The sequence below is a fragment of the Geodermatophilus bullaregiensis genome (genome assembly GCF_016907675.1).
Lineage (GTDB): Bacteria > Actinomycetota > Actinomycetes > Mycobacteriales > Geodermatophilaceae > Geodermatophilus > Geodermatophilus bullaregiensis.
The window spans coordinates 4,896,497-4,914,200 of record NZ_JAFBCJ010000001.1 but is presented as its reverse complement, the minus strand read 5'-3'; the positions used below and the strand labels follow the sequence as shown (position 1 = coordinate 4,914,200).

At 76.0% G+C, this 17,704-nt stretch carries 18 protein-coding genes and 1 pseudogene; 10 read left to right on the top strand and 9 right to left on the bottom strand.

The window, feature by feature from the left end; translation table 11 throughout:
• The first annotated feature begins 95 nt into the window (after nt 1-95).
• Together JOD57_RS23615 and JOD57_RS23610 are read left to right on the top strand one after the other, a co-directional pair.
• Nucleotides 96-692: a peroxidase-related enzyme gene (locus JOD57_RS23615; RefSeq protein ID WP_204694249.1), complete on the top strand. Its 597-nt coding sequence runs from the start codon at nt 96-98 to the stop codon at nt 690-692.
• A gap of 59 nt (nt 693-751) precedes the next feature.
• The gene (locus JOD57_RS23610) at nt 752-1,768 is read left to right on the top strand and encodes an LLM class flavin-dependent oxidoreductase (RefSeq protein WP_204694248.1); all 1,017 of its coding nucleotides are present in this window, start codon (nt 752-754) and stop codon (nt 1,766-1,768) included.
• A gap of 7 nt (nt 1,769-1,775) precedes the next feature.
• On the opposite strand, the gene JOD57_RS25875 is transcribed toward JOD57_RS23610, so the two are convergent.
• Both JOD57_RS25875 and JOD57_RS25870 read right to left on the bottom strand, forming a co-directional pair.
• Nucleotides 1,776-2,282 (bottom strand): diacylglycerol/lipid kinase family protein, encoded by a 507-nt coding sequence (locus JOD57_RS25875; RefSeq protein WP_307824896.1) that lies wholly within the window; start codon nt 2,280-2,282, stop codon nt 1,776-1,778.
• Nucleotides 2,216-2,677 (bottom strand): diacylglycerol/lipid kinase family protein, encoded by a 462-nt coding sequence (locus tag JOD57_RS25870; protein WP_307824895.1) that lies wholly within the window; start codon nt 2,675-2,677, stop codon nt 2,216-2,218. The genes JOD57_RS25875 and JOD57_RS25870 overlap by 67 nt, the downstream gene beginning before the upstream one ends.
• 72 nt (nt 2,678-2,749) lie before the next feature.
• Between JOD57_RS25870 and JOD57_RS23600 the strand changes: the two genes are divergently transcribed.
• The gene (locus JOD57_RS23600; RefSeq protein WP_307824894.1) at nt 2,750-3,907 is read left to right on the top strand and encodes a MalY/PatB family protein; all 1,158 of its coding nucleotides are present in this window, start codon (nt 2,750-2,752) and stop codon (nt 3,905-3,907) included.
• Here JOD57_RS23600 and JOD57_RS23595 read toward each other — a convergent pair.
• The 3 genes from JOD57_RS23595 to JOD57_RS23585 form a co-directional block, all read right to left on the bottom strand.
• A complete protein-coding gene (locus JOD57_RS23595; RefSeq protein WP_204694247.1) occupies nt 3,904-4,368 on the bottom strand; it encodes a DUF3237 domain-containing protein in 465 nt (154 codons plus the stop codon). The two genes, JOD57_RS23600 and JOD57_RS23595, sit on opposite strands and share 4 nt — an antisense overlap.
• A gap of 142 nt (nt 4,369-4,510) precedes the next feature.
• The gene (locus tag JOD57_RS27130; protein WP_204694246.1) at nt 4,511-5,884 is read right to left on the bottom strand and encodes an FAD-dependent oxidoreductase; all 1,374 of its coding nucleotides are present in this window, start codon (nt 5,882-5,884) and stop codon (nt 4,511-4,513) included.
• Between the two features lie 25 nt (nt 5,885-5,909).
• Nucleotides 5,910-6,350, bottom strand: a complete 441-nt coding sequence (locus JOD57_RS23585; RefSeq protein ID WP_204694245.1) for a flavodoxin family protein — start codon at nt 6,348-6,350, stop codon at nt 5,910-5,912.
• A gap of 89 nt (nt 6,351-6,439) precedes the next feature.
• Here JOD57_RS23585 and JOD57_RS23580 point away from each other — a divergent pair, with 89 nt between their 5' ends.
• A complete protein-coding gene (locus tag JOD57_RS23580) occupies nt 6,440-6,751 on the top strand; it encodes a hypothetical protein (protein WP_204694244.1) in 312 nt (103 codons plus the stop codon).
• Nucleotides 6,752-6,755: 4 nt separating this feature from the next.
• Nucleotides 6,756-7,100 (top strand): annotated as a pseudogene (locus tag JOD57_RS27385) (VOC family protein); the annotation flags it as partial.
• A 120-nt stretch (nt 7,101-7,220) separates the two neighbouring features.
• Here JOD57_RS27385 and JOD57_RS23575 read toward each other — a convergent pair.
• Entirely contained in the window at nt 7,221-7,889 is a 669-nt protein-coding gene (locus tag JOD57_RS23575; RefSeq protein ID WP_204694243.1) for a hypothetical protein, read from the bottom strand.
• Nucleotides 7,890-8,000: 111 nt separating this feature from the next.
• Nucleotides 8,001-9,371, bottom strand: a complete 1,371-nt coding sequence (locus JOD57_RS23570; RefSeq protein WP_204694242.1) for a vanadium-dependent haloperoxidase — start codon at nt 9,369-9,371, stop codon at nt 8,001-8,003.
• Nucleotides 9,372-9,600: 229 nt separating this feature from the next.
• Between JOD57_RS23570 and JOD57_RS23565 the strand changes: the two genes are divergently transcribed.
• Nucleotides 9,601-9,810, top strand: coding sequence for a hypothetical protein (locus tag JOD57_RS23565; protein WP_204694241.1), 210 nt, complete (start codon nt 9,601-9,603; stop codon nt 9,808-9,810).
• Complete coding sequence (locus JOD57_RS23560) at nt 9,810-10,247, top strand: hypothetical protein (RefSeq protein ID WP_204694240.1); 438 nt, start codon at nt 9,810-9,812, stop codon at nt 10,245-10,247. The genes JOD57_RS23565 and JOD57_RS23560 overlap by 1 nt, the downstream gene beginning before the upstream one ends.
• A gap of 90 nt (nt 10,248-10,337) precedes the next feature.
• Here the strand turns inward: JOD57_RS23560 and JOD57_RS23555 are convergent, their stop codons facing one another.
• Nucleotides 10,338-11,165, bottom strand: coding sequence for a helical backbone metal receptor (locus tag JOD57_RS23555; protein WP_307824893.1), 828 nt, complete (start codon nt 11,163-11,165; stop codon nt 10,338-10,340).
• Complete coding sequence (icmF, locus tag JOD57_RS23550; protein WP_204694239.1) at nt 11,162-14,398, bottom strand: fused isobutyryl-CoA mutase/GTPase IcmF; 3,237 nt, start codon at nt 14,396-14,398, stop codon at nt 11,162-11,164. The genes JOD57_RS23555 and icmF overlap by 4 nt, the downstream gene beginning before the upstream one ends.
• An 82-nt stretch (nt 14,399-14,480) precedes the next feature.
• Here icmF and JOD57_RS23545 point away from each other — a divergent pair, with 82 nt between their 5' ends.
• Genes JOD57_RS23545 through JOD57_RS23535 form a run of 3 tightly spaced genes read left to right on the top strand, consistent with a single transcriptional unit; the run spans nt 14,481 to nt 17,688 of the window.
• Nucleotides 14,481-16,331, top strand: coding sequence for a SpoIIE family protein phosphatase (locus tag JOD57_RS23545; protein ID WP_204694238.1), 1,851 nt, complete (start codon nt 14,481-14,483; stop codon nt 16,329-16,331).
• Nucleotides 16,313-17,092: a sporulation protein gene (locus tag JOD57_RS23540; protein WP_204694237.1), complete on the top strand. Its 780-nt coding sequence runs from the start codon at nt 16,313-16,315 to the stop codon at nt 17,090-17,092. The genes JOD57_RS23545 and JOD57_RS23540 overlap by 19 nt, the downstream gene beginning before the upstream one ends.
• Complete coding sequence (locus JOD57_RS23535) at nt 17,083-17,688, top strand: NUDIX hydrolase (protein WP_307824949.1); 606 nt, start codon at nt 17,083-17,085, stop codon at nt 17,686-17,688. Before JOD57_RS23540 ends, JOD57_RS23535 begins: the two co-directional genes overlap by 10 nt.
• Nucleotides 17,689-17,704 lie beyond the last annotated feature (16 nt).

Genomic DNA, 17,704 nt, shown 5'->3' with positions numbered 1-17,704 from the left:
CCGACCGGATCCGCGCGGCCGAGCGTGCCCGCGGCCGCCCGCACGCCCGCCGCGCCGGGCTGCCGCGGCGGCCGCCCGCGGGGCAGGCTGCCCCCGTGACCACCGACACGCCCCGGCCGACCCCGGTCAGCCGCTTCCCCGTCGCCGACCCGGCCGACCTGCCCGCCGACCTCGCCGAGCGCTACGCCGACGTCCAGGAGCGCTCCGGGTTCCTCCCCAACGTCTTCGCCGCCCTGGCCTGGCGGCCGGCCGAGGCGCGCGCCTTCTTCGCCCTGCACGACGCCCTGATGGACAAGGACACCCCGGGCCTGTCCACCGGTGACCGCGAGCTCATCGTCGTCGTCACCAGCGCGGCCAACGACTGCGCCTACTGCGTCGTCGCGCACGGCGCCATCGCCCGCATCCGCACCCGCGACCCGCACCTGGCCGACCTCGTCGCCGTCGACTGGCGCAAGGCCCCGCTCGACCCGCGCCGGCGCGCCGTCCTCGACGTCGCCGTCCGCCTGGCCACCGACCCCGCGGCGGTCACCGCCGAGGACCTCGACCGGCTGCGCGCCCACGGTCTGACCGAGGACGACGTGTGGGACGTCGGCGCGATCACCTCCTTCTTCGCCCTCTCCAACCGGCTCGCGCACTTCGCCGCGATCCCGCCGAACCCGGAGTTCCACCTGCTGGGCCGCCTCCCCCGCTGAGCCGGCGGGACCCGGGGGGCACCGGCCGGCGCGGGCCGGGCGGCGGGCAGGATCGGCGCATGCCCGCCCCCGGCACGCCCCTGGAGCAGCTCGGCTTCCTGACCATCGGGACGTTCGACCCCGCCGACCCCGGACCCGGCCACGAGACCACGCTGCAGGTGGTGGAGCTCGGCGAGCGGCTCGGGTTCGACAGCGCGTGGCTGCGCCACCGGCACCTGCAGTACGGCATCTCCTCGCCGGTCGCCGTCCTCGCCGCCCTGACCCAGCGCACGTCGCGGATCGCCCTGGGCACCGCGGTCACCCCGCTGGCGTGGGAGAACCCGCTGCGGCTGGCCGAGGACCTCGCCACCGTCGACGTCCTCTCCGGCGGCCGGCTCCACCCCGGTGTCAGCGTCGGCCCGCCGATGCGCTGGGACGACGTGCGCGAGGCCCTCTACCCCGACACCGCCGAGGCGGAGGACTTCTCCTACACCCGCGTCGAGCGGCTGCTGCGGCTGGTCGCCGGGGAGCGCGCGAGCACCTTCGCCGGCCGCGAGGGCGTCGTCGAGGAGTTCTCCGACCGGGTGCAGCCGCACTCCCCCGGCCTGCGCGCCCGGCTCTGGTACGGCGGCGCGAGCCTGCGCTCGGCGCAGTGGGCGGGGCAGGCCGGCGTGCACTTCCTGACCAGCAGCGTGGTGAAGGCCGAGGGCGGCCCGGCCGACTTCGCGGCGATCCAGGCCGGGCAGGTGCAGGCCTTCCGGGCGGCGAACCCCTCCGGGCGGGTCTCGCAGGGTCTCGTCGTCATCCCCACCGACACCGCGACCGCCGAGCAGCGGGCGAGGTACGCCGCCTACGTCGAGGCGCGCACCCGGCGCACCCGCAGCCCGCAGGGCCCGGCGGGGCTGCTGTTCGCCCTCGACCTGCTGGGGACGTCCGAGCAGATCGCCGAGGCGCTGTACGCCCACGCCGGCTTCCGCGAGGTGACCGAGGTGGTCTTCGCGCTGCCGTTCAGCCTCACCGACGAGGACTACCGGCAGATCCTCACCGACACGGCCGAACGCCTCGGCCCGCTGCTGGGCTGGTCGCCCCGGGGCTGACGGCGGGTCACCCGGGGACGAGGACCGACCAGGCGCGGGGCTCGACCCGCCAGGTGCGCGCCGCCACCGCGGACCGCAGCTCCCCGTCGGCGTCGAGCTCGACCGGGTCACCCGACACCGACACCTCCCGCCCGCGGACCACCGCGACGTCGTCGCGCTCGGTGTGCCGGCCCGCCACCAGGGCCGCGGCGAAGGCGGCCCGCGCCGCCGGGCCCGTCGCGGTGCACACGACGACGTCGGCGAGGCCGTCGTCGGGCCGGGCACCCGGCGCGAGCGCGGTGCCCCCGCCGATCGTGGGGCCGTTGCAGACGCCGGCCATCAGGACGCCGGTGTCCCCGTCGGCGGACCAGCCCGCCGGGGAGCCGACCGGCGTCCCGTCGACGGTGACCCGCAGCCGCCACCCAGCGGTGGTCGCCCCGGCGACGGCGGCCCCGACCGGGTAGGCCATCACGCCCAGCACGTCCTTGAGCCGCTCGGCCCGCAGCCCCGCCTGCGCCCCCACACCGGCGTGCACGGCGTTGACGACGACCCCGCCCGCGTCGTCGCGCAGCAGGTCCAGCGCCCGCGGCAGCCCGGACAGGACCGCCCGCGCGGCCGCCGCGGGCTCCAGCGGCAGCCCGAGCGCGCCAGGTCGTTGCCCGTCCCCAGCGGCACCAGGCCGATGGGCCGGGCCGGGTCGAGGCCGCCGGCGCGGTCGAGGGCGGCGACGGCCGCGTGCACCGAGCCGTCGCCGCCGACCACCACCGGCCGGCGGTCGCCGCGCCCGGCCACGACCCGCTCCAGCTCGGCGATCCCGGCCGTCGCGGCCACCTCGACGTCGGCACCGTCGCGGAGCACCTCCAGGACCGCCGCCAGCGCGCCGTCGTCCGCCGTGCCGGCCGACCGGTTGACCACCACGAGCACCCGCACGGGCGGATCGTCGCAGGCCGGTCCGAGGGCGGGCAGGATCGGACCCGATCGAGGGACCGGCGGAGGTGGCACGTGAGGGACGACGGGGCCGACGGGATCGTCGGCGAGCTGCGGGCGCGCGGCGGGCTCAAGTGGACGCGGTACCCCGGCGCGCTCGGCGCGTGGGTGGCCGAGATGGACCTCGGTCACGCCCCCGCGATCACCCGCGCGCTGCACGACGCGGTCGACCGCGGCCTGCTCGGCTACCTGCCCGACTGGCTGGCCGCGGACCTGTCCCGGGCGTGGGCGGACTTCGCCCGGGACCGCTACGGCTGGGACGTGCCGCCCGAGCGGGTGCGCCCGCTGGCCGACGTGCTCGCGGGCCTGGAGGCGGCGATCACCTGGTTCACGACGCCGGGCTCGCCGGTCGTCCTGCCGACGCCGGCCTACATGCCCTTCCTCGAGCTGCCCCCGGCGCTGGGCCGCGAGGTGCTGCAGGTGCCGATGGCCCGCGACGGCGTCCGGTTCGTCTACGACCTCGACGCGCTCGGCGCCGCCTTCGCGGCCGGCGGCGAGCTGCTGGTGCTGTGCAACCCGCACAACCCGATCGGCCGGGTGCTGGAGCCCGCGGAGATGCTCGCCGTCGCCGAGGTCGTCGACCGGCACGGCGGGCGGGTGTTCGCCGACGAGATCCACGCGCCGCTGGTGTTCGGCCCGCACCGGCACGTGCCCTACGCCTCCCTGGGCGAGCTCACCGCCGGGCACACGGTCACCGCGACGTCGGCGTCCAAGGCGTGGGACCTGCCGGGCCTCAAGTGCGCCCAGCTCGTGCTGTCCGCCGACGCCGACGCCGAGCGGTGGGCCCGGGTGGGCGGGCACGCCGAGCACGGCGCGTCGACCCTCGGCGTCGTCGCGAACGTCGCCGCCTACACGGAGGGCCGCGAGTGGCTCGACGGTGCCCTGGCCACCCTCGACGGCAGCCGCCGGCTGCTGTCCGGACTGGTCGCCGAGCACCTGCCCGGCGTCCGGTACACCCCGCCGGAGGGCACCTACCTGGCCTGGCTGGAGGGCCTCGACGTCGACGAGCCGGGCGGGTTCTTCCTGCAGCGGGCCGGGGTGGCACTGGTCGACGGTGCCCGGTGCGGCGACGCCGGCCGCGGCGCCGTGCGGCTCAACGTCGCCACCCCGGAGCCGGTCCTCGTCCGGGTCGTCGAGGCGATGGGCGCCGCGCTGGCCGGGCGCGGCACCTAGCCGCCTCGGGCGACCCGGTAGACCCGGTACTCGACCGCCGGCCCCGGCAGGACGCGTCCCTCGCCGACGAACACCGTCTGGTTGACCCAGGAGTAGCGCTCGTCCCCCGTCTCCAGGCGGGGGGTCGTGACGAAGTACTGGTCGCCGAACCCCGTCGGGGTCCCGCCGCCGCCCATGATCGCGAGGATCGCCGGGGTCAGCTCCAGCAGACCCGGGTACTGGACGTAGACGTGGGCGCCGTCCACCGTCTGGATCGTGGCCCGCACGTCCAGGCGGCCGAACCCGTCCGAGCCCACCAGCAGCCAGTCGGCGCCGGCGCCGACGAACCGGCCCTTCAACCGCTCACCCCGGACCTCACCGCCGGTGATCGTCCCCTCCATGCGGTTCCCGAAGGGACCCGGCCCGATCGAGTGGGGCTCGAGGTCGGCGTGGTACTCGAACTCCGGCAGCAGGTGCGGCATGGCGTCCCTCCCCCGGGACAGGAGCGGGCGGAGCGCCCGCCCGGGACGGGGACGCTCTGCCGTGTCCACCGGAGCGGTCAAGGAGTCCCCGCCCGTTCCGCCGGCCAGGACGCCGGGTGGTGACGCCTGGTGCACCCCGGTGTCAGCGGAGGGTGTCGGCCTCCACCGCCTCGAACGCCTTGCGGGCGGCGATGAGCACCGGGTCCCACACCGGCGCGAACGGCGGGGCGTAGGAGAGGTCGAGGGAGAGGACCTCGTCCACGGTCATCTCGTTCCAGATGCAGATGGCCAGCGCGTCGATCCGCTTGGCGGCGCCCTGCTGGCCGACCACCTGCGCGCCGAGCAGCCGCCCGCTGCGTCGCTCGGCGATCATCTTGACCCGGATCGGCGCCGACCGCGGCATGTAGCCGGCGGTGGTGGTCGAGTCGACGGCGGCGGTGACGAACGAGTAGCCGGCCCGCTCCGCCTCGGCCTCCGACAGTCCGGTGCGGGCGGCCTCGGTGGCGCAGATCTTGGTGATGGCGGTGCCGATGACGCCGGGGAACGTCGCGTAGCCGCCGCCGATGTTGATGCCGGCCACCCGGCCCTGCTTGTTGGCGTGCGTGCCCAGCGCCACCACCACCCGCTGCTTCGAGAGGCGGTGCACCGACTCGACGCAGTCACCGGCCGACCAGACGCCGGGCACCTGGGTGCGCATCCGCTGGTCGACGGCGACGCCGCCGGAGGTGCCGAGCGGGATGCCCGCCTCCCTCGCCAGCGCCACGTTGGGCCGCACCCCGAGCCCGAGGACGACGAGGTCGGCGGGCAGCTCGCGGCCGCTGGCGGTGACCACGGCCCGCGCCCGCCCGTCGGGGCCGACGTCGATGCCGGCGACGCCGTCGGACAGGACGAGGTCGATGCCCTCGCAGCGCACCGCGTCGGCGATGTGCTCGCCGACGTCGGGGTCGAACGTGCCGACCGGCGTGGCCGACATGTCGACGACGGTGACGTCGAAGCCGCGGATCCGGCAGGCCTCGGCGATCTCCAGGCCGATGTAGCCGCCGCCGACGACCACCACCCGCTGCACCCGGCCGCTGTCGAGCTCGGCGCGCAGCGCGACGCCGTCGTCGAGCACCTGGACGCCGTAGACGCCCTGCGCGTCGATGCCCTCGACCGGCGGGCGCATCGGCACGCTGCCGGTGGCGTAGACCAGGTCGTCGTAGGGCTCGGTGCCCTCGGTGCCGGCGTCGAGGTCGCGCCAGTGGACGACGCCCTTGTCGGTGTCGATGCCGACGACCTCGGTGCGCATCCGCACGTCGAGGCCGGCGGCGCGGTGCTGCTCGGGCGTGCGGGCGACCAGCTGCGCCTCGCTCCGGACGGTCCCGGCGATCCAGTACGGGATGCCGCACGCGGAGTACGACGTCGCCCGGCCGCGCTCGAACAGGACGACGTCGAGCTCGGGCGTGCGCTTCTTGGCCTGGGACGCCGCGCTGCCGCCGGCGGCGTCCCCTCCGATGACGACGAGGCGCTTGCTCACCCTGGGGAGGCTAGGCCCCGTGGGGCTACAGGCTCACCGCGACCGTCGCGGCGAGTTCCCGGGCGGCCTCCAGGTCCTCCGTCGACGGCGCGCCGGTCAGACTGAGCGGCGCGGCCACCTGCTTCCACCGGAGCGCGCCGGTGATGGTGGCGATGGCCCGCAGCGCCCCGGCGGTGTCGTCGCCGCCGTGCACGTACACGCCGTACGGCAGGCCGACGGTGGCGTCCAGGCACGGGTAGTAGACGGTGTCGAAGAAGTGCTTGAGCGCCCCGGACATGTAGCCGATGTTGGCCGGCGTCCCGAGCAGCACGCCGTCGGCGGCGAGCAGGTCGGCCGGCCCGGCCGACAGCGCCGGGCGCACCTCCAGCTCGACCTCCTCCACCATCGCCGCGCCCTCGCGGACCGCCTCGAGCACCGCTTGCAGGTTCGGCGAGGGCGTGTGGTGGACGACGAGCAGGCGGGGCACGCCGCCATCCTCCCCGGGCGGCGACACGGTCGGGTGAACGGCACCGCCGGGGGGACCCGGTGGCCGGCCCCGCCGTCCACCATCGTGTCGTGGAGCCGGCCGCGCGCATCGTGGTCCGCCGTCCCGGGGGTGGGTACCGGGACCGGTGGCGCTCCTACGTCATCGAGGTCGACGGCGTCCGGGCCGGCACGGTCGCCCGGGGCGAGCAGGTCGAACTCCCCGTGGCGCCCGGACGGCACTCCGTCAGGGCGGTCATCGACTGGTCGGGGAGCCCGCTCGTGCAGGTCGAGGTGGCCGCCGGTGCCACGGCGCACCTGACCGTGCAGCCGGCCGGCAGCGCGACCTCGGCGCTCACGCAGCTGTGGGGACGGGACAGCTGGCTGGTCCTCCGCGAGGAGTGACGCCCTGCCTGGCTGCGGTGCACACCCGTGGGCGTCCGGCCGTGGCTGTCGACCTGTTCGCGGCGTCCCCGTCCGCGTCCACGCGCGCGCCCTGGCCTGGTACGAGCGGTCGTTCGGATCGCCGCCGGTCTTCCTGCCCGACGACGTCGAGGCGGTGTGGGAGGTCGCCGAGCACCGGTACGTCCACACCGAGCTGCGGCCCGAGCACGCCGGGCACGCGATGCACACGCTCGTCGTCGGCGACCTCGACGCGCGGGTCGCGGCGATGAGCGCCCGCGGCGTCGAGCCCGCGCTCCGGGAGACGTATGACAACGGCGTCCGCAAGGTCACCTACCGGGACCCGGACGGCAACGAGATCGGCTTCGGCGGCGCCCCGGTCGCCTCCTGGGCCCCGGCCGGACGGGTCGCGGTCCGACCGGGGAGGCCCGTCCCGCCGGGCCGTGGCGGAGCAGCCCGGCGGGACGGTCGATCAGGAGCGCTGGCGGTCCGAGGAGCGGTACCTGCCGATCGTCGACTCGGAGGACTCGCCGGGCTCGTCGTCGAAGACCATCGGCCCGATCGCGCTGCCGCGCGTGACGACGGCGTCCCGGCCGGTGACGTCGTACCGGTAGGTCCAGGTCCCGTACTCGTCGACGGTGGTGCCGCTCTCCCGGTCGGTGTAGGTGGCGCCGACGCCGGTCCAGGTGATGTCGACCGCCGGGGTACCCGTCGACTCGCCGTGCCCGCTGCCGACCGCGAGCGTGCCGGTCAGCCGTGCCGTGGTGAGCTTCTCGTCGATCGTCAGGGTGACCTGCCCGCCGTCGAGGAGACGAACGCCGAGGAACCGGCAGGGACCGTCCTCGGGTGCCGGCTCGCCGTGACCGCCACCACCGGGCAGGTACGGCGCCGTGCCGACCTCGCACTGGACGTCGTGCACGGTGCCGAACACCCGGGCGCGGCCGTTGCCGAGGTCCTCGGCCCACAGCTCGCCGAAGTGGGCGTTGCCCGGAGCGTCGGCGGCCGGCGGCAGCTCGCCGACCTCGAGCCAGGTGGTGGAGACCTGGGTGCCCGAGCTCTTCGAGAAGAACAGGTCACCGGCCAGCGCCGGTGACGGGGCGGCGACGACGGCGACGGCCGCCGTCGCGGCGGCGGCCGTCATCAGACGGCGCGGGGTGGAGGTGGACCCGGGACCTTCTCTCGGTGGCGCACGGCCGGGCCGTGCGAGGAGGGCGGGACGCCCGGCGGGCGCCCCGGGTCGCGAAGGCGGGGCTCAGCGGTGGGTGCGCACCCGCTGCAGGACCAGTGCGCCGACCTGCTGGCCCTGGGTGAGGCCCGCCTCGATGGCGTGCGGGAAGTGGATGCCGCCGTAGAGCCGGGACTGCGCGGCCTCGCGGGCGGCGTCGTGGAACGAGGCGAAGGTGCGCGGCGCGTGCCCGCGCGCGTCGTGCGAGCGGTCGGTGAAGGAGAAGGTGCCCAGCCGGTCGGTGAGCACCGCGGCGGCCGCGGGTGACGCGACGCTGTGCCCGGAGGTGTGCTCCGGGAACTGCGGGCTGTTGACGTAGGGGAGCCAGCCCTCCTCGACGTGCCGGTCGATGTAGGTGACCGGCCGGAGCAGGTTCCACCGGTACTTCCAGGTCCAGCAGTTGAGGAACGCCTCGTGCAGCGCGATCCCGGTGACGGCGAGCGTGTCCAGAGCGACGTCCAGCCGCGCTCCGCGCAGTGCGAGCGCCTGGGTGGCGATGAGCATCCAGTGGCCCGACGGCAGACCCGTCGGCGTGCCGGACGGCGGGGTGGACGACCCCGGGTTGTCCGTCCAAAACCGGGCGATCGCCCGGTGCTCGTCGGTGTTCTCGACCGACCGCCGGTGGACGGCCACCGCCTGCCGGTGGAACGCCGAGCCCGGCACGGTCGAGAACGGCAGCGGCGGCTCCGACTCGACCTCGTCGGCGCTGGTGAGCACCATCGGACGCACCTCGGACCAGTACGGCTCGATGGCCGGCCGGTGGTTGGGCGGCGTGGAGACCCAGTGCCACTGCTCGGTCGCGGGCGGCGCGTACGGCCGGCCGACGGTCCCGACGTGCCCGTCGGCGGCGGTCCACGGAGCGAGGTGTGCCGCCACGGACCTGCCGTGTGCCACGGAGGCCTGCAGGGCCCGCTCGGACACCCCCGCGGCCCGACGCCGGGCCAGCGCGCCGGCCTCGGCCGCGTCCAACCGTCCCCGCGTGCCGTCGCCGGCGGAGGGCAGCACCTGACGGAGCACGGCCGCCGCCGACGAGACCACCGCGGCCGGCCAGTCCAGCAGCGCGGCGAGGGGGCGCGGTGGCGGCACGGTGAGGTCCCGCAGCTGACCGCCCAGTGACCGGTGCGCAGGCATCCCCCGGACGGCGGCCTCGTACATCGCGATCGCCGTGTGGGCGTAGACGCGGGCGGCGGCCGGGGGGCTGAGGTTCTCCCCGAGCACCAGGTCGTAGGTGGTCTGCAGCCACCTGAGCGCCTCGTCGGCGGCGTGCCCCGCCACGGTCACACCGCCGGGAGCGGGGACGCCCACCGGCGCCGCGGCCGCCGTCCGCGGCAGCGCGAGGGCCGCGCCCGTGCCGAGAGCCGCCAGGAGCACCTGACGTCGGGTCACCTGACTGCGCATGCCGCTCCCCCGCGGAGGCGACGGCGCTCCCGGGCGGTCCGGGCGGGCGCCTCCGTGGCCGGGGATCGTGTCGGGCCGCGCACCGCAGACGACGCCGACGGACCGGTCGTTCTCGAATCGTGACGGGATGTGCACCTGGAGTGACACCTCGTCCGCGCTGTCCGCGCTGTCCGCCGGGGCGCGGGCACGTCCTCGACCCCGCGCCCGAGGTGCAGCAGGATCCCCGGGCATGGCGACCGACTCGCGCATCGGACCGGCGTCGCTCGTGGCGACGCAAATCGGCGTGCCGCCCCCCGAGGCGGACGACGAGGCCCGCGCGCGCTGGACGGCGATCGTCGAGAGCTTCCTCGCGGGCGTGCAGCCGGGACGCCGAGCGGGCGCGGACGACCGCGGGCCCGCCGGGACGTCCACCCCTCGGGCGAGGGTGCAGGAGGCGTGATGGACGGGACACCGGCGGCCCAGCTGCAGCACCTGCGGGCGCTCACGGGCGAGTGGACGACGGAGGGCACGCACCCCCTGCTGCCCGGTGAGGCGATCCGCGGGCGGGCCGTGTTCGCGTGGCTGGAGGGCGAGCACTTCCTCGTCTGGCGCTCGCACTCCGAGCACCCCGAGGTCCCCGACGCGCTCGCCGTCATCGGCGTCGTCGACGAACGGCTGTCGATGCACTACTACGACTCCCGCGGCGTCCACCGGCTGTACTCGGTGAGCGCGGGCCCGGGCGAGTGGCGGACCTGGCGCGACGACCCCGGCTTCTCCCAGCGGTCCACCGGCACGTTCGGCGACGACGGCGACACGATCACGGTCCGCGGCCGGCTCTCCCGCGACGGGACCACCTGGGAGGACGACCTCGCGCTCACCTACCGCCGGGTCCGGTAGGACCGGGCCACGCCGACGGTGTGCGCTGGGGGCGCACACCGGTTCCCGGAACGCGCCCTCGGCGAACGTCGTCGGCGCGGGGCGCCGCGGTCAGCGGCCGAGGGCAGCCAGCAGGTCGGCGCGGGCGGTGGCCAGCGAGGGGCCGTACCAGGTCAGCGCCCGGCCGGACACCAGCACCGACCGGACGCCGGGGAACGCCTCGGGGCCGTCGGCGGCGGTGAACCGGTAGGGCTCGTCGGGCAGCAGCACGACGTCGGGTGCCGCGGCCAGGACGTCGTCGACCGCCACGTGCGGGTAGCGGTCCTCCCCCGCGGCGAAGACGTTGACCAGCCCGAGCCGGGCCAGCACGTCGCCGGTGAAGGTGCGCGGGCCGACCACCATCCACGGGTCCCGCCAGATCGGTACGGCGCAGCGCATCGGCGGCGCCGGCACCGGACGCGCCCACTCGCGAGCCGCCGCCGTCAGCCAGCCCGGCTCCCCCGCGTCGAGCACCTCGCCGAACAGCCGGCGCAACGAGGCCAGCGCCTCGTCCACCGTCTCGATCACCGTGACCCAGACCGGCACGCCCGCCGCGCGCAGCCGGTCGACGTCCAGCCGCCGGTTCTCCTCCCGGTTGCAGACGACGAGGTCCGGCGCCAGCGCCGCGATCGCCGCACGGTCGGGGTTCTTCGTCCCCCGCACCCGGGCCACGTCGAGGCCGGCCGGGGAGGTGCACCAGTCGGTGGCGCCCACCAGCCGGTCGGGCACGGTGACCGCCAGCGCCTCGGTGAGCGACGGGACCAGCGACACCACCCGCCGCGGCGGCCGCGGGAGCTCGACCGGCGTCCCCAGGTCGTCTGTGGTGACGTGCCGGAACGGCCCCGCTGCAGGGCCCCGCCGCGAGCGGAGCGGGTGGTGGGGGGCAGCGGGGTCCTTCACACGTTGCGGCGGTACTGGCCGCCCACCTCGAAGAACGCGTCGGAGATCTGGCCGAGCGAGCACGAGCGGACGGCGTCCATCAGCGCGGCGAACACGTTGCCGCCCGACGTCGCCGCCTCCTGCAGCCGGGCCAGCGCGGCCGGGGCCTCGTCGGCGTGCCGCGCCTGGAAGTCGGCCAGCCGCTGCAGCTGCGACCGCTTCTCCGCCTCGGTGGCGCGGGCCAGCTCCACCGTCCTCGGCGGGGCCTCGTCGCGGTGTGGGTCGAGGAAGGTGTTGACGCCGACGATGGGCAGCGAGCCGTCGTGCTTGCGGTGCTCGTAGAGCATCGACTCGTCCTGGATCTTGCCGCGCTGGTAGCCGGTCTCCATCGCGCCCAGCACGCCGCCGCGCTCGGCGATCCGGTCGAACTCGGCCAGCACCGCCTCCTCGACCAGGTCGGTGAGCTCGTCGACGACGGCCGAGCCCTGCAGCGGGTTCTCGTTGCCGGCCAGCCCCCACTCCCTGTCGATGATCATCTGGATGGCCAGCGCCCGGCGCACCGAGTGCTCCGACGGCGTCGTGACCGCCTCGTCGTAGGCGTTGGTGTGCAGGCTGTTGGCGTTGTCGTAGATCGCGCACAGCGCCTGCAGGGTGGTGCGGATGTCGTTGAAGTCCATCTCCTGCGCGTGCAGCGACCGGCCCGACGTCTGCACGTGGTACTTCAGCTGCTGCGAGCGCGGGTTCGCGCCGTAGCGGTCGCGCATCGCCACCGCCCAGATCCGGCGGGCCACCCGGCCGATGACGGTGTACTCGGCGTCCATGCCGTTGGAGAAGAAGAAGCTCAGGTTGGGCGCGAAGTCGTCGATCGCCATGCCGCGGGCCAGGTAGGCCTCGACGTAGGTGAACCCGTTGGCCAGCGTGAACGCCAGCTGGCTGATGGGGTTCGCCCCCGCCTCGGCGATGTGGTAGCCGGAGATCGACACCGAGTAGAAGTTGCGCACCCGGTGCTCGATGAACCACTCCTGGATGTCGGCCATGCACCGCAGCGCGAACTCCGTGGAGAAGATGCAGGTGTTCTGGCCCTGGTCCTCCTTGAGGATGTCGGCCTGCACCGTGCCGCGGACGGTCGACAGCACCCAGGCGCGGATCTCCTCGGCCTCGGCCTCGTCGGGCTCGCGGCCCTCGTCGGCGCGGAAGGCGTCCAGCCGCTGCTCGATCGCGGTGTTCATGAACATGGCGAGGATCGCCGGCGCCGGCCCGTTGATGGTCATCGACACCGACGTCGTCGGGGAGCACAGGTCGAAGCCGTCGTAGAGCACCCGCATGTCGTCGAGCGTGGCGATCGAGACGCCCGAGGTGCCGACCTTGCCGTAGACGTCGGGCCGCGGGTCGGGGTCGCGGCCGTAGAGGGTCACCGAGTCGAACGCCGTCGACAGCCGGGTCGCCTCGTTGCCCGCCGACAGCACCCGGAACCGCCGGTTGGTGCGGAACGCGTCGCCCTCGCCGGCGAACATCCGCGCCGGCGCCTCGCCGGCCCGCTTGAACGGGAAGACGCCGGCCGTGTACGGGAACGCGCCCGGCAGGTTCTCCCGGCGCAGGAAGCGCAGCAGCTCGGCCTCGTCCTGCGTGCGGGGCAGCGCCACCCGCGGCACCTCCGTGCCGCTGAGCGTCTGGCGCTTCAGCGGCGTGCGGACCTCCCTGCCGCGCACCGTGTAGACGTACTCGTCGCCGGAGTACTGCTCCACCCGCGCCGGCCACTCCTCCAGCAGCGAGCGCACCTCGGGCAGCAGCCCGGAGTCGGCGGCCCCGGCGGCCGCCCGCGCCGCGTCGGCCGCGTCCCCGTCCAGCACCTCGGCCGCGGTGGTCAGGTGCTGGCGGCGCCGGACGAGCGCGGCCTGCTCCTCGGTCACCCGGTGGTGGGCGCGGACGGCGTCGGCGACGTCGGCCAGGTACCGCGCCCGCGACGACGGGACGACGCTGGTCAGCCCGGTCGAGGCGCGCACGTCGACCCGCGGCAGCACGCCGGCCCCGGCCGGCAGCCCCTTCCCGGTCAGCAGGCCGAGCAGGTGCTGGTAGAGCGCGGTGACGCCGTCGTCGTCGAACCGGGCGGCGCTGGTGCCGAACACCGGCATCGACTCCCACGGCTGCCCGAACGCCTCGCGGTTGCGGACCATCTGCCGGGCGACGTCGCGGCGGGCGTCCTCGGCGCCGCGCCGCTCGAACTTGTTGATCGCGACCACGTCGGCGAGGTCGAGCATGTCGATCTTCTCGAGCTGCGACGCGGCGCCGAACTCCGGCGTCATGACGTAGAGCGAGACGTCGCTGAACGGCACGATCGCCGCGTCGCCCTGCCCGATGCCCGGCGTCTCCACGACCACCAGGTCGAAGCCGGCGGCCCGCACCGCGGCCAGCACGTCGTCGAGGTGCTCGGGCACCTGCGCCCCGGCGGTGCGGGTGGCCATCGACCGGAAGAAGGTGTGCGAGCCCTCGCCGCTCTCCAGCGCGTTCATCCGGATGCGGTCGCCCAGCAGCGCCCCGCCGCCGCGGCGGCGGCTGGGGTCGATCGCGACGACCGCGACCCGCAGCTTGTCCTCCTGGTCGCGGCGCAGCCGGCGCAGCAGCTCGTCGGTGAGCGAGGACTTGCCCGAGCCGCCGGTGCCGGTGATGCCGAGGACCGGCACGGTGCGCGCGGCGGCGGCCTCGCGCACGCGGGCGGCCAGCTCGTCGTCGGCGCCGGCCTCGAGCACGGTGATCGCCCGCGCCAGCGCGCGCGGGTCGCCGGTGAGCAGCGCGTCGACGTCGGGGCGCTCGGTCGCCAGGTCGACGTCACAGGTGCGGACGAGCTCGTTGATCATCCCGGGCAGCCCGAGGCGGGCGCCGTCCTCCGGGCTGAAGATGCGCACGCCCCTCTCACGCAGCGCGGCGATCTCCTCGGGCACGATCACGCCCCCGCCGCCGCCGAACACCCGCACGTGCCCGGCGCCGACCTGCTGGAGCCGGTCCACCAGGTAGCCGAAGTACTCGACGTGCCCGCCCTGGTAGGAGGAGATCGCCACCCCCTGCACGTCCTCCTCCAGCGCGGCCCGGACGACGGCGTCGACGCTGCGGTCGTGCCCGAGGTGCACCACCTCCGCGCCCTGGCTCTGCAGCAGCCGCCGCATCACGTTGATCGCCGCGTCGTGGCCGTCGAAGAGGCTCGCCGCGGTGACGAACCGGACGGGGTGGACGGGCACGTGCAGCTCCGCGGATGCCATGCGCCCACGGTAGGCCCGAACTACTAGGACGTCCAACTATCTCCGGCGTGTCCGGTCCCGCGCGCGTGGGCACCGAGGGTCGGTGGAACAGGACCTGCCGGCTCCGGACTGGGCGCGCGTCTTCGACGTCGCCCCGGCCCCGTTCCTGCTGCTGACCCCCGACCTGGTGATCGTGCACGCGAACCGGGCACGGCTGGAGGCGACCGCGACCACGCTGGAGGCCACGGTCGGCCGGCACCTCTTCGACGTCTTCCCCATGCGGCCCGACGACCCGTCCGCCGACGGGCTGCGCAACCTCGAGGCGTCGCTCGAGCTCGCCCGGGACACCGGCCGGCCGGTGACGATGGCGATCCAGAAGTACGACATCCCGCTGCGCGACGGCACCTGGGCCGAGCGCTACTGGAGTCCGGTGAACGTCCCCGTGCTCGACGACGCCGGCCGCGTGGTGCTCCTGCTGCACCGCTCCGACGACATCACCGACTACGTGCAGCTGCGCGGCGAGGCCGACCGCGGCCAGCGCCGGGCCGCCGAGGTCGAGGCCGACCTGCTGTCCCGCACCCGCGAGCTGGCGGAGGCCAACGCCGAGCTCCGGGCGCTCGGCGAGCGGCAGCGGCGGACGGCGCGGGCGCTGGCCGGGCTGGCCGCGACGGTCTCGGCGCTCGCCTCCGCCGAGACCCGCGCCGAGCTGGTCGCCCGCCTGGTCGAGCGCGGCCGTGCCGCGTTCCGCGCCGACTCCCTCGCCCTCGCCCTGCCCGAGCCGCGCACCGGCGACCTCGTCCTCACCGAGGACGGCGCGGCGGTGGGCCGCAGCGTCCCCGCCGACGGCCAGCACCCCGCGGCGGTCGCCGCCCGTGGCCGCGCGGTGCTGGTGGGGGACGCCGGCGCGCAGCCGCCCCCGGCGCCCGGCCTGGCGGCGTGGGCGGCGCTGCCGCTGCGGACCGGGAGCCGGTCGCTGGGCTCGCTGACCCTCGGCTGGTCGGCGCCCCGGTCCTTCGGCGAGGGCGACGTCGGCGTGCTGGAGGCCTTCGCCGCCCAGGCCGCCCAGGCGCTGGACCGGGTCACCCGCCTCGAGGAGGAGCGGCGCCGGGCCTCGGCCACCCGGAGCCTGGCCGAGAGCCTGCAGCGCTCGATGCTCACCGAGCCGCCGCGTCCGCCCGGCCTGCAGATCGCCGTCCGCTACCGCCCGGCGGCCCGCGAGGCCGAGGTCGGGGGCGACTGGTACGACGCGTTCGCCTCCTCCCGCGGGCGGACCACGCTCGTCATCGGCGACGTCACCGGCCACGACCGGATGGCCGCGGCGGTCATGGGCCAGCTGCGCAACGTGCTGCGCGGCGTCGCGCACGCGGTCGAGGGCCCGCCCTCCCAGGTGCTCGGCGTCCTCGACGGCGCGCTCGCCGCGATGGGGATGACCACCTTGGTCACCGCCGTCCTCGCGACCGTGGCGCCTGCCCCGGAGGGCTCCCCGGCCGGCGCCCGGACGCTGACCTGGTCCAGCGCCGGGCACCTGCCGCCGCTGGTCGTCCCGCCCACCGGGCCGCCGCGGCTGCTCGACCGCCGTCCCGACCTGCTGCTCGGCGTCGACCCGGGGACGCCGCGGCGCGACGCCGTCGAGACGCTGCCACCCGGCACGACCGTCGTCCTCTACACCGACGGGCTGGTGGAGCGGCGCGACGCCGACCTCGACGAGGGGCTCGCCCGCCTGCGCGCCGCGGCCGGCGACCTCGCCGGGCGGACCGCCGAGGAGACCTGTGACGCGCTGCTGGCGCGGTTGGCGCCCGAGCGGGCCGACGACGTCGCCCTGCTGGCGCTGCGGGTGCTGCCGGGCGCGGAGCCGCCGCGCGCGGAATCCTCCCCTGCCGGCGCACGTGGTGCCAGAGTGCCCGCCGTCCCCGAACCGAACGGAGCAGTTCCCCCATGGCCTTCCGCAACCTGATGGCGAAGCTCGGCGCCGGCAACGCCGCCGTCGACGCCGTCCTCGACACCCCCACCACCACGCCCGGCGGCACCGTCACCGGCACCGTGCACCTCACCGGCGGGACCGTCGCCCAGGAGGTCGACGAGATCCGGGTGTCGCTGCAGGCGACCGTCGAGGTCGAGAGCGGCGACAGCGAGTGGCGGGAGGACGTCACCTTCGGCACCGCACCGATCGCCGGCGCCGGCCGGATCGAGCCGGGCGCGAAGGCGGCCATCCCGTTCAGCTTCCCCGTGCCGTGGCAGTGCCCGTTCACCGCCGTCGACGGCTGGACGCTGCGCGGGGTGCGGATCGGCCTGCGCACGGAGGTCGACGTCCCCGGCGGGGTCGACCCCGGCGACCTCGACCCGGTCACCGTCGTCCCGCTGCCGGTGCAGCACACGGTCCTGCAGGCCCTCGGCGGCCTCGGCTTCGCCTTCCGCGGCGCCGACGTCGAGAAGGGCCGGCTGGCCGGCAGCGAGCTGCCCTTCTACCAGGAGGTCGAGTTCGCCCCGCCGGCGTCGCTGCGCGGGCGGGTCAACGAGCTCGAGGTGACCTTCCTGGCCGGCCCGCACGGCGTGGAGGTCGTGCTGGAGGTCGACCGGCGCGGCGGGCTGCTCACGGAGGGCCGCGACGTCGGCGGCCGGCTGCGCCTGTCCCACTCCGACACCGACGTCTCCGCGGTGGCCGCCCAGCTCGACGCGGTCGTCCGCCGGCTCGGCGTCCGGCGCGGCTGGCTCTGACCGCCGACCGCGAGACGGCGGCCGCGCGGCTGCGGGACCTCCCGCGCCGCGCGGCCGACCGGCCCGAGCTCAAGGCGGCCGCCGTCGCCGTCTGCGTGACCTGCACCGGCGGGGTGCCCGCCCTGCTGATCACCCGGCGGGCGGCGCGGCTGCGATCGCACGCGGGCCAGTGGGCGCTGCCCGGCGGCCGGCTCGACCCGGGCGAGACGGCGGTCGAGGGCGCCCTGCGCGAGCTCGACGAGGAGGTCGGCCTGCGGCCCGCGCCCGACGCCGTCCTCGGCCTGCTCGACGACTACGTGACCCGCTCGGGCTACGTGATGACGCCGGTCGTCGTCTGGGCCGGCGACGTCGGGCAGCTGGAGCCGGCCGAGGCCGAGGTGGCCGCCGCCTACGAGGTGCCGCTGACCGACCTCGACGTCGAGCCGCAGTTCCTGTCGATCCCGGAGTCCGACGCGCCGGTCATCCGCCTGCCGCTGCTCGGCGGCTGGGTGCACGCGCCCACCGCCGCGGTCGTCTACCAGTTCTGCCAGGTCGTCTGCCGGGGGCTGAGAACCCGGGTCGCCCACCTCGAGCAGCCGGTGTTCGCCTGGCGGTGAGCCTCGGCGGCTGCCC